10 protein-coding genes are annotated in these 11,192 nt (G+C 54.7%); 8 read left to right on the forward strand and 2 right to left on the reverse strand.

Features of this window, described 5'->3' with window-relative positions:
- The 3 genes from ABJQ89_RS02735 to ABJQ89_RS02745 all read left to right on the forward strand — a co-directional run.
- Positions 1 to 1,529, forward strand: a 1,529-nt coding sequence (locus ABJQ89_RS02735; RefSeq protein WP_348494738.1) for an ATP-binding cassette domain-containing protein, incomplete at its 5' end; no start/stop codon positions are given.
- Positions 1,526 to 2,161: a MarC family protein gene (locus ABJQ89_RS02740; RefSeq protein ID WP_348494739.1), complete on the forward strand. Its 636-nt coding sequence runs from the start codon at positions 1,526 to 1,528 to the stop codon at positions 2,159 to 2,161. The genes ABJQ89_RS02735 and ABJQ89_RS02740, both read left to right, overlap by 4 nt.
- 18 nt (positions 2,162 to 2,179) lie before the next feature.
- On the forward strand, positions 2,180 to 2,770 hold the full coding sequence (locus ABJQ89_RS02745; protein ID WP_348494740.1) for a TIGR02281 family clan AA aspartic protease: 591 nt from the start codon (positions 2,180 to 2,182) through the stop codon (positions 2,768 to 2,770).
- Positions 2,771 to 2,821: 51 nt separating this feature from the next.
- On the opposite strand, the gene ABJQ89_RS02750 is transcribed toward ABJQ89_RS02745, so the two are convergent.
- The gene (locus ABJQ89_RS02750) at positions 2,822 to 3,283 is read right to left on the reverse strand and encodes a DNA polymerase III subunit chi (RefSeq protein WP_348494741.1); all 462 of its coding nucleotides are present in this window, start codon (positions 3,281 to 3,283) and stop codon (positions 2,822 to 2,824) included.
- Between the two features lies 1 nt (position 3,284).
- Positions 3,285 to 4,754, reverse strand: a complete 1,470-nt coding sequence (locus ABJQ89_RS02755) for a leucyl aminopeptidase (protein WP_348494742.1) — start codon at positions 4,752 to 4,754, stop codon at positions 3,285 to 3,287.
- A gap of 126 nt (positions 4,755 to 4,880) precedes the next feature.
- Between ABJQ89_RS02755 and lptF the strand changes: the two genes are divergently transcribed.
- From lptF to ABJQ89_RS02780, 5 genes are all read left to right on the forward strand, one after another.
- On the forward strand, positions 4,881 to 6,017 hold the full coding sequence (gene lptF, locus ABJQ89_RS02760; RefSeq protein WP_348494743.1) for an LPS export ABC transporter permease LptF: 1,137 nt from the start codon (positions 4,881 to 4,883) through the stop codon (positions 6,015 to 6,017).
- Positions 6,014 to 7,111 carry an LPS export ABC transporter permease LptG gene (gene lptG, locus ABJQ89_RS02765; protein ID WP_348494744.1) on the forward strand — a complete coding sequence of 366 codons (1,098 nt, stop codon included), beginning with the start codon at positions 6,014 to 6,016 and terminating at the stop codon, positions 7,109 to 7,111. The genes lptF and lptG overlap by 4 nt, the downstream gene beginning before the upstream one ends.
- Entirely contained in the window at positions 7,108 to 9,240 is a 2,133-nt protein-coding gene (gene lptD / locus ABJQ89_RS02770; protein WP_348494745.1) for an LPS assembly protein LptD, read from the forward strand. Before lptG ends, lptD begins: the two co-directional genes overlap by 4 nt.
- Positions 9,241 to 9,253: 13 nt before the next feature.
- Complete coding sequence (locus ABJQ89_RS02775; protein ID WP_348494746.1) at positions 9,254 to 10,495, forward strand: peptidylprolyl isomerase; 1,242 nt, start codon at positions 9,254 to 9,256, stop codon at positions 10,493 to 10,495.
- Positions 10,496 to 10,497: 2 nt separating this feature from the next.
- A partial coding sequence (locus ABJQ89_RS02780; protein ID WP_348494747.1) for a 4-hydroxythreonine-4-phosphate dehydrogenase PdxA occupies positions 10,498 to 11,192 on the forward strand: 695 nt, incomplete at its 3' end.

The raw sequence follows: 11,192 nt of genomic DNA on the forward strand, positions 1-11,192 counted from the left end.
GACTTACAGATATCGATGCATGGTCCGCCGAAGCGCGCGCTGCGACGATCCTCAAGGGTCTCGGTTTTACCCATGATGAGCAACAGCAGCCGTGTTCTGATTTCTCGGGCGGTTGGCGTATGCGCGTCGCTCTCGCAGCAGTTCTATTTTCCGAACCTGATTTGCTGCTGCTCGATGAGCCGACCAACTACCTCGATCTCGAAGGCGCGCTTTGGCTAGAGGCATACCTCGTCAAATATCCCCATACGGTTCTGATCGTCAGCCACGACCGCGAATTGCTGAACCGCTCCGTTGGTGGCATTTTGCATCTCGAGGACAAGGGCCTGATCTACTACACAGGCACCTATGACATGTTCGCCAAACAGCGCGCACAAAAGCGTGCCTTGATGGCGTCAGCGGCCAAGAAACAAGAAGCCAAGCGCGAGCATTTGCAAGCCTTTGTGGATCGCTTCAAAGCGAAAGCCTCCAAAGCGAAACAAGCGCAATCTCGCGTCAAAGCCCTTGAAAAGATGGAAACAATTCGCGCACCCGAAGATGTGGCGCGCACGGTTTTCACCTTCCCCAAGCCAGAAGAACTGTCCCCGCCCATTATCGCGACGGAGAAAGCCTCTGTCGGTTATGGCGATACGATCATTCTGCGCGATTTGAACCTGCGCATTGACCAAGACGATCGCATTGCCCTGCTGGGACGCAACGGCGAGGGTAAATCGACCCTGTCCAAAATGCTCTCCAACCGGTTGGAGATTGCGAGCGGCAATATGGTGACGTCCAACAAGCTGCGCATTGGTTTCTTTGCTCAGCATCAGGTGGATGAGCTCTACGTTGACGAAACCCCGCTCGAGCACCTTCTGCGCGAGCGCGCCCATGAAGGCCAAGCCAAGCTGCGCGCGCGGCTTGCGGGTTTCGGCCTTGGCGCCGATCAAGCGGATACCGAAGTGGGCCGTTTGTCTGGTGGTCAAAAGGCGCGTTTGTCGTTGTTGCTGGCCACCCTGCCCGCGCCGCATCTGCTGATCCTCGATGAGCCGACCAACCACCTTGATATCGAATCCCGCGAAGCGCTCGTTGATGCGCTGACCGCCTATTCTGGCGCTGTCATCCTCGTGAGCCACGATATGCATTTGCTGTCGATGGTCGCGGATCGCTTGTGGCTGGTGAAAGACGGCCACGTCACCACCTATGAGGAAGACCTCGCCGCTTATCGCAAGTTGCTGCTCAGCTCGGACAAACCGGCTAAGCAAGCCAAGGGCGAAAAGAAAGCAGAAAAGCCAAAGGCGAAGCGCCCGTCGCAAGATCAGATCAAAGCCCTGCGCGCGGACGTGCGCAAATGCGAAGAACGTATGACCAAGATCGACGATATGCGCGACAAACTGGCGAAAAAACTTGCCGATCCAGTGCTTTATGAAGATGCTCGCAAAGGTGAGTTGGAAACATGGAACCGCAAATATGCGGAAGTGATGGAAGCGCATGGCCGCGCTGAAACCATGTGGATGACTGCACTGGAGAAACTGGAAGCCGCGAGCGCGAAATGATCGACTTTGCCTTTTTCATAACGTCATTTGTGACCTTGTTCGTAATCATCGATCCGATTGGCCTGACGCCTTTGTTCGTTGCTTTGACACAAGGCATGAGCGTCAAACAACGCCGCGCCATTGCGATCCGCGCAACGCTGGTATCTGCTGGAATTTTGGCGATGTTCACCTTTTTTGGCGAAGCGTTGTTGGGGTTCATCGGCATTTCCATGGCAGCGTTTAAGATCGCTGGTGGCATTTTGCTGCTGCTGACCGCTCTGGATATGTTGTTCGAGCGGCGCAGCAAACGCCGCGAAGGTCAGGCTGAAGAAGAAGAACTTGTGGACGATCCTTCTGTTTTTCCACTCGCCATTCCTTTGATCGCAGGTCCGGGCTCCATTGCCACAGTCATCTTGCTCGCAGGCGCCGAGCCGGGTTTCACAGGGCTTGGTTTGGCGCTGGCGGTGATGGTTCTCACCCTCATTGTCACCTTCATTTTCTTTGAAGCAGCAACGCCCCTGGAGCGGCTTTTGGGCAAAACAGGGATCAACGTTGTGTCCCGTTTGCTCGGCATGTTACTGGCCGCTTTGGCCGTGCAATTCATGCTAAATGGATTGTTGGACTTTGGATTGTTCCCACAAGCGCCTAAGTAACCATGAAGGAGGCCCGCAATGGAGCAACTTTCTGGTGATGATTTCGGCAATTTGATTTATCTCGTGCTGCTTGGCGGTGTGATTGCCTTTTGGTTTTTCACATCTGGTCGGCATTCGATGAATAAAATCCTGCAACAGATGGCGGTTTGGGCGTTGATCTTTATCGGCGTGATCGCGGCCTATGGCATGTGGGGTGATATTCGACAGACTGTCCTGCCTCAGCAAAGCGTCATAAGCGGCGGCGCGCGCGTTGAACTGCCGCGCTCCCCTGATGGGCATTACTATGCAACCGCGATGGTGAACGATACGCCGATCCGTTTTGTTGTCGATACGGGCGCAACAGGTGTTGTGCTGCGCAAATCGGATGCGGAAAAAGCCGGCATTGATATGGATGCGCTTGCCTATCTGGGCGAAGCGATGACCGCAAATGGACCTGTGCGGATCGCAAGCGTGCGCACGGATAGTTTTGGATTTTCAGGTTCAGAAATCCCACGGTTTCGTGTGGACGTGAATGAGGGTCAGATGTCACAATCGCTCATGGGGATGAGCTATTTACAGACGTTTTCACGGATTGAGATTGCGGGCGGCGAATTGGTTCTCGTGCGTTAGCGCATTTGGCGACGTGGCCCTTCGGGGAAAGTTTATTAGGAAAGATGAAGCTTACTCTTTTTTGGCTTTCATCTGCCAATTGCCGCTTTCTTCTGACCAATATTGCGCGGCGCAACCGGCATCGGTCAGGGATTTCCATTGAACACGCGCGCTTTGCACGGCCATTTCGTTGTTTCCGTCAAACAGGATGCATGTGCGATCATAGGCCTGAACCTGTTCCGGTGTGATGTTCGCGCCATCGATACACATCGCGCAGGCAGAGCTGTTGGCGTTGCTATGATCAAGCGATAGCAAGATCGGTTGATCTGCATCATGCGCGCCGTCGGCAAGGCCATGAGCAAGGAAATCGGTCTCTTTGCCACGCCAGAGCTGTTTATCAAGCGCATCGAGACGCGCTTGATCTGTGCCGACCACCAAACACCGCCACCCCGCGCCAAGCGCTTTGCCCAGAAGCAACGGCAAGGTTGCCTCCAGAGGTTGGCGTGTCAGGTGGTAAAAGTAGGCCGCTCCCATTTTACTCTTCAAACATATCTTGCACGAGACGGTTCAGAGCCATGACGCCCCATCCCGTGGCACCCGCTGGCGCAAGCGTGGTTTCGGATTTGACCGAGGCAACACCAGCGATATCGAGGTGGATCCAAGGCGTTTCATCTTTGACAAAGCGTTGCAGGAATTGCGCTGCCGTGATCGACCCCGCAGGGCGACCACCGACGTTTTTCATATCGGCAATGCGCGATTTCAACTGCGCATCATAGGATTTACCCAGCGGCATACGCCATGCGCCTTCGCCCTCTGCATTGGCAGCTTTTAGGAAGGCATTGCAGAGTGTATCGTCATTGGAGAAAACGCCCGCATTGTCATGACCAAGTCCGATAATGATCGCGCCCGTTAGGGTCGCCAGATCAATCATGCCCGCTGGTTCAAAGCGTTCTTGCGCGTACCACATGACATCACACAGAACGAGGCGGCCTTCTGCGTCCGTGTTGATCACTTCGATCGTGTCACCCTTCATTGAGGTTACAACATCGCCCGGGCGGACCGCGTTACCAGATGGCATGTTTTCAACGAGGCCGACCAGACCCACGACATTGGCCTTTGCCCCGCGCAGTGCGAGGGCGCGCATTACGCCTGACACAACGCCAGCGCCGCCCATATCCATCGTCATATCTTCCATGCCAGCCGCTGGTTTGAGCGAAATGCCGCCCGTATCGAACACGACACCTTTGCCTACCAAAGCGAGCGGTTTGTCTTCTGCATTACCGCCCTTCCAGTGCATCACTACGATCTTGGACGGGCTATCCGAGCCCTGCCCGACGCAAAGCATGGAGCCCATGCCAAGCTCTTCGAGGTCTTCTTCTTCGAGCACTTCTACCTCAAGACCAAGCGCAGACATTTCAGCCAAACGTTCCGCAAAGTTGGTTGTGGTGAGCACATTTGCAGGTTCATTGACCAAGTCACGCGTCATATGCGCGCCCTCTGCGACCGCGATCAACGCTCTGGCTTCTGGCTCAATCTCTTCCGGTTTCAAACACATCACAGACAGCGCGCGGGCTTTGTCGTCTTCGTTGCTCTTGTGCAGCGTGAATTCATAAGCGCGCATAACAGCGCCCATTACGATTTGCGCCGCTTTAATATTGTTGCCAGCACAGAGCAACGCCGCGCCCTCGCTAAGCACCTTGCCAAGTGCGGCGCCAGCTTTGCGGGCATCAAGCACGCTAGGACGGCGTTCAAGGCACAAAATATCAACAGCATGCGCCGCCATGCCGACTGGAAAGTTCAGCGTGATGATCTTGCCTGCTTCCGTGCCTTCCAATTTGCCTGCTTCAACCAACCGCGCGACTGCGCCTTTGGTCAAACGGTTCACGCGGCGCGCGGTTGCACTCAATTGTCCATCAGGCGCAATCAAGATCGCTACGCGCCCTTCAAAGCTGGCAATGGCATCAAGATCAACAGGAGCAAACGACGTCGCGATGAGGTTAGGCATAGGGAAGCAATCCTTTTTGGTTTCTCACAAGGGATAGCGGGGAAGCCCGCCTATGGCCAGATAGCAGTTTTCCAACAGAAGCAAATAGTTTAGAACTTCGGAAAACGGAAGTGAATGGGGGCGCAATTGGCAAGATTCGACAGATATGTGCTGTCGCAACTCTTTGTGCTGTTCGGCTTCTTCTCGCTCGTGTTGGTGTCCGTTTATTGGATCAACCGCGCGGTGATCCTGTTTGATCGCCTGATTGCGGACGGACAACCGGCCTCTGTGTTTCTCGAATTCACAGCATTGAGTCTGCCAAACGTGGTGCGTTTGGTCTTGCCGATGTCTGCTTTTGCCGCATCTGTTTATGTGACCAATCGATTGGCCTCTGAAAGCGAATTGGTTGTGATGCAAGCCACGGGCTATTCGCCGTGGCGTTTGGCGCGGCCTGTCTTCACATTCGGCGTTCTGGTCGGCCTGTTCATGATGGCACTCACGCAATATTTGGTGCCCTCTTCGCTCGAACAGCTCCGGTTTCGCGAAAATGAAATCAGCGGTTCGCTTTCGGCGCAATTGCTGCGCGAGGGTGAATTTATGAACCCGACCGCCGGCGTGACCTTTTATATCCGCGAAATCACACCCGAAGGCGTCTTGAAAGATGTCTTTCTCAGTGATCGACGGAACGAGGATCGTGTGACCACTTATAGTTCCGTCGATGGGTTTCTGGTGACGGAAGAAACCGGTCCGAAATTGGTGATGGTCAACGGCATTGCCCAAACCCTGATCAAAGAAGACCGCAAACTGACCAAGACCAAGTTCACCGATTTTGCCTATAGCATTTCGTCCCTGATCGACGCGCCCGGCGCTATCTTCAAACCCTTGGACCAACGCCCGACAAGCGAGCTGTTCTTGGCGACCGATATAGTCGCAAAGGCCACGGGCAAAACTCCGGGGCGCGTGTTGGAAGAGGCCCATGGGCGCTTTAACCAGCCCTTCTTATGCCTTGTCGCCGCGCTGATCGGTTTTTCCACGTTGCTTGTTGGCGGGTTTTCCCGCTTTGGCGTGGGTCGGCAAATCATTGGTGCGATCTTGCTGCTGGTTCTCGTCAAACTCGTTGAAAGTATTGTCACAGATCCGGTGCGCAACAATCCGGAACTCTGGCCGCTGGTCTATGCACAAAGCGTGTTTGGCTTTAGCGTTGTTTTCATCATGTTGCACCTCGCCGCGCGTCCAAGGCGGCGACGAAAAGATGCCTCCGCCCAAGTGGGAGCATCGGCATGATCTTACATATGTATTTCGCGCGACGTTTCTTCCGGGTTTTCCTGACAACCCTTTTGATCTTTCTCGCGTTTCTCACGTTGATTGATCTCGTTGAACAAATGCGCCGCTTTAGCGCTGAGAACGTTAGCTTTTCTGATATCTTTGTTCTGACCCTGCTCAATGCGCCGTTTGGTATTTACCAAATTCTGCCTTTGGTGATGATCCTATCATCGGTCTCGCTCTTCTTGAGCCTTGCGCGATCGTCTGAACTGGTCGTAACACGCGCGGCGGGGCGCTCTGCCCTCACAACATTGCTCTCGCCTATGCTTGTTTCAGCGCTGATCGGGCTCACGGCTGTGACGCTCTTTAATCCCATCGTCGCCTCGACCAGCAAACGTTTCACCGCGCTGGAAAACGAGTACAAAGGCGAAGGCGATAGCACCCTTTCGGTCGGGCGCGATGGGTTGTGGTTGCGACAAGGCGATGAGAACGGACAAACCGTGATCCACGCGCGCCGCGCGAATGAACGGGCAACGACGCTCTTTGATGTGAGCTTCTTGCAATATGGGATCGGCGGACAACCGCACACGCGGATCATCGCCTCAAGCGCGCGGCTCACGCGGGATGGCTGGGTTTTGGATCGCGCCAAAACATGGCCGCTAGATCAAGATACCAATCCAGAAGAATCTGCGCGCGAAGAGGTCCAGAAGATCGTTCCAACAACATTGACCGAAGAACGCATTCAAGAGAGCTTTTCCGAACCTTCTGCGATCTCGATTTGGGAAATGGATAACTATATCAGTGAATTAGAGGAATCCGGCTTTTCCGCGCGCCGTCACAAGGTTTGGCGCCAGATGGAGCTTGCACGCCCTCTCTTTCTAATGGCCATGGTGTTGGTTGGGGCTGGATTCACCATGCGTCACAGCCGTTTTGGCAAAACCGGCGTCGCGGTTTTGGCCGCTGTAATGCTTGGCTTCGGACTGTATTACATCCGAAATTTCGCGCAAATCTTGGGTGAAAATGGACAACTTCCAACGCTTGTCGCCGCTTGGACCCCGCCCATTGCTTCGATTTTGCTTGCACTCGGTTTGTTGCTGCATATGGAGGACGGATGAACAGTCTTGTCCATATGTTGCGTCTTTTCTGCGCGTTAAGCATCTTCGTCCTAGTGGCGCTGCCTGCGCGTGCACAGGATATCGATGCCGCGCTCTTGGTGGCCGATAGCGTTTTGATAACGGAAGATGAGCGGCTTGTAGCGACGGGCAATGTCGAAGCCTTCTATGAAGGCACGCGCGTCTTCACGGACAAAATCATATACGATCAAAAACGTGATGAGCTGATTATCGAAGGTCCGATCCGTATTTCTGAGGAAAACGGCGATATCCTGATCGCGGATAGCGCGGATCTCGACAGCAAATTGGAAGACGGCATTTTGCGCGGAGCGCGATATGTCTTGAACCAAGAGTTGCAAATTCTGTCTGCGCAAACCGACCGTGTCGAAGGACGCTACACTGTCCTGCGCAAAGTGGTCGCAACGTCCTGCCAAGTCTGCGGCAACGGCGTGCCGATTTGGCAAATCCGAGCCGATCGCGCGATCCACGATCGCGAAGAAAAGCAGATTTATTTCCGCCGCGCTCAATTCCGTCTACTTGGTGTACCCGTTCTTTACCTGCCGCGCATGCGCATTCCCGATCCAAGCTTGGAGCGCGCAACAGGATTTCTGACGCCCACGTTTGTGTCTGACACCCGTTTAGGTTTCGGCATCAAAATTCCTTATTTCGTGACCCTTGGGGATCATGCGGATATCACTGTCACGCCCTTTATAACGCCTGTGACCAAAACGCTTGAGCTGCGGTTCCGCAAAATGTTTCGCCGTGGCTACGTCGAAGTCAACGGCGCTGTCTCCCAAGATACGATCCTCCCGGGCGATCTGCGCCACTATGTAACTGGCTATGGTGCGTTTTCTCTCAAGAACAGTTTTGTTCTAAGCTTTGATATCGAAAGCGCATCGGATTCTGGCTATCGCTCTAACTACGGTTACTCTGGTCGGGACCGACTAGGATCAGGCATCGCTCTAACACGTGTGAAGCGCGATGTGTTCTTTCAGGCGGAACTGCTCAACTTCGAAACCCTACGCGACAATGAAAGCAACGACACCCAGCCGACGTTGATCGGCAATGTCACTTATGAGCGGCGTTATCAACTTGATCGCATCGGCGGTGAGCTGCGCGCTGGCCTTGCAGTGCACGGGCATAAACGCGTGTCCCTCACAGATATCGTCGGGCGTGACATGGCGCGCATCAATCTGGACCTGTCTTGGCGCGATGAATGGACGCTCGCGGGTGGTTTGCGTCTTGGCCTCACCTCTTCGCTTGGCATCGACCGATATACAGTGACCGATGACAGCACAGCGCCGCTGCACACAACGCAAGTCACACCGGCAGTTGCCGCGACCTTGCGCTACCCTCTGCAGGCCAAAGGACGCGATGGCGCGAGCTATCTTATTGAACCGATTGCCCAGATTGGATGGTCGGGAGGCTCTGCTTCGACCCTTCCGAACGATGAAAGCACGATTGCCGAATTCGACGAATCCAATCTTTTGGCCTTGTCGCGTTTCCCCGTGGCAGATCGCCGTGAAACAGGCGCTGTTGCCGCGCTGGGTTTGCGCTGGCAGCGATTGCACCCTGACAGTTGGTCAGCGGGCCTCACAATTGGTCAGGTTTTCCGCGATAAAACCGATGCAAACTTCTCTGCAAATTCAGGCCTTGATGGGCTGACGTCAGATACGCTCGTCGCATTTAACTACTCGGCGGCATGGGGCGCAGCAATCCAAGCGCGCGGGCTGTTTGATTCAAGTCTTGAGTCCGTCAAAGGCGAAGCGCGTTTCAGCTACAGTCGTGGAAAATACAGCGTCTCAGGCACCTATGTGCAACTCAAAGCAGATACAGACGAGACCCGAACCAGCTCGGTCGCAGAATGGTCGCTCGATGGTACGTACAAGATCAATCGGCACTGGACCTCCAGCGCTAGTTTCCAATATGATTTGCTCACAGACCGCTTTGCCGAAACAGGCGCGAAAGTGGTCTATGAAAACGAATGTATCTCTGTAGGCATCGGCGCCACGCGCAGCTTTGCACGATCTACTACTTTGGTGCCGTCAACAACTTACGAACTGGCTGTGTCCCTCAGGGGTTTCAGCACAGGTGGCAGCGGGAAAGCGGCACGCCGCACATGCAGGAATTAACGATATGTCTCACATGACTTTTTCATTGAAAACCTTGACCCGAACCTGCGCAGGCGTTTTGTCATGCGTGGCTCTGTTAGCTTTGTCGGCCCCTCAAGAAGCCCATGCGCAAAATCTGTTCGCGACGGCAATCAAAGTAAACGACGGCGCCATCACAAATTTTGAGATCGAAGAGCGCATCCGCTTCTTGCGCCTTCTGCGCGCGCCCGGGGATCACAAAACCCTCGCGCGTGAGCAATTGATCGATGACCGCCTAAAGGTAGGCGCTGCGCGCGCTGTCGGCATCAATCCAGCGCAAGCAGACATTGAGGCGGGCATGGAAGAGTTTGCGCAGCGCGCCAGCCTGACCCGCGAGGAATTTGTCAAAGCGATCGAAGCAGGCGGCGTATCAGAGCAAGCATTCCGCGATTTCGTGTCTGCGGGTTTGTCATGGCGTCAACTTGTTCAAGCCAAGTTTGGTGGACGCGTATCCATCAGCGAAGCAGAAGTAGATCGCGCTGTGGCCTCGACTACTGCGACGGGCGGTGTACGTGTGCTGTTGTCCGAAATCATCATGGCCGCGCCTCCACAACAGGCCGCTGCCGTTCAAGAACGCGCAGAGCGTATTTCTCAAATCACATCGATTGCCGCTTTCTCCAGCGAAGCGCGCCGTTATTCCGCATCGCCCTCGCGTGGTCGTGGCGGACGTTTGGATTGGTTGCCTGTCTCACAACTCCCCGCGCAATTGCAGCCCTTGGTGCTTGGCCTTGCGCCGGGTGAGGTGACAGCGCCCCTGCCCTTGCCCAACGCGGTCGCACTGTTCCAACTGCGTGATATCCAAGAAACAGACGCCCCCGCGCCCAAATATGCCGCCATTGAATATGCTGCCTATTACATCGCTGGTGGTCGCACCGAAGCCGCGTTGAACGAGGCGCGCAAAATCCAGAACAATCTGGATCGCTGTGATGACCTTTATGGTGTCGCAAAGGGTCAAGACCCAAGCGTTCTTGAACGCGGCGCGAAAAAGCCGAGCGAAATTCCATCCGATATTGCCATTGAGCTTGCCAAGATGGATCCGGGCGAAATCTCAACCACGCTGACACGTGCAAATGGTCAGACTTTGGTTTTGTTGATGCTTTGTGGTCGCACGCCTGAGTTGGCAGAAGATGTGGATCGTGCGCAACTTTCCCTTGGTCTACGCAACCAACGTTTGACCTCCTATTCAGACGGTTATCTTGAGCAACTGCGCGCTGACGCCCGCATCGTCGAGAATTAAACATGTCCGCGCCAATCGCCCTCAGTTGCGGTGAACCTGCGGGCATTGGTCCTGAGTTGGCATATAAAGCATGGCAAACGCTGCGCGCCGATGTGCCGTTCTTTTGGATCGGCGATCCGCGGCATTTGCCTGATGGTTGCGGGTTTCAAACAATTGCATCGCCTGCAGATGCCGCTTCTATATGCGCATCGGCGCTGCCCGTCTTGCCTTTGGAATTTGCAGAACCTTCTGAGTTTGGCATTCCAAACCCCGCCAACGCCCAAGGGGTGATCGATGCAATTGCCCTTGGTGTTAAGCTTGTAAAATCAGGTGACGCCAGCGCGCTTTGCACAGCGCCCATCCACAAGAAAGCACTGCAAGACGGCGCCAATTTCAGCTATCCAGGCCATACCGAATTTTTGGCAGCTCTTGATGGAAAATCTGATGTGGTAATGATGCTCGCTTCCGAGCAGCTGCGCGTTGTGCCGGCGACCATTCATATCCCCCTAAAAGATGTGCCAAGCGCCCTGACCGCAGAGAGCCTGACGCGCACCATTCGTATTACGCAGCAAGCGCTCAAGGATCAGTTCGGCCTCAAATCCCCCCATATCGCAATCGCAGGACTAAACCCGCACGCGGGCGAAGGTGGGAAAATGGGCTTTGAAGATGATGCATTGATCGCGCCGGTGATCGAGAGCCTCAAGGCAGAGGGCCTCTC

Origin of the sequence: Planktotalea sp. (genome assembly GCF_039984035.1) — a bacterium.
GTDB lineage: Bacteria > Pseudomonadota > Alphaproteobacteria > Rhodobacterales > Rhodobacteraceae > Planktotalea.

What these genes read in the sequence shown, in the direction of transcription:
- ABJQ89_RS02740 (WP_348494739.1), top strand. Translation starts at nt 1,526, where the DNA reads ATGATCGACTTTGCCTTTTTCATAACGTCATTTGTGACCTTGTTCGTA.
- ABJQ89_RS02745 (WP_348494740.1), top strand. Translation starts at nt 2,180, where the DNA reads ATGGAGCAACTTTCTGGTGATGATTTCGGCAATTTGATTTATCTCGTG.
- ABJQ89_RS02750 (WP_348494741.1), bottom strand. Translation starts at nt 3,283, where the DNA reads ATGGGAGCGGCCTACTTTTACCACCTGACACGCCAACCTCTGGAGGCA.
- ABJQ89_RS02755 (WP_348494742.1), bottom strand. Translation starts at nt 4,754, where the DNA reads ATGCCTAACCTCATCGCGACGTCGTTTGCTCCTGTTGATCTTGATGCC.
- lptG (WP_348494744.1), top strand. Translation starts at nt 6,014, where the DNA reads ATGATCTTACATATGTATTTCGCGCGACGTTTCTTCCGGGTTTTCCTG.
- lptD (WP_348494745.1), top strand. Translation starts at nt 7,108, where the DNA reads ATGAACAGTCTTGTCCATATGTTGCGTCTTTTCTGCGCGTTAAGCATC.
- ABJQ89_RS02775 (WP_348494746.1), top strand. Translation starts at nt 9,254, where the DNA reads ATGACTTTTTCATTGAAAACCTTGACCCGAACCTGCGCAGGCGTTTTG.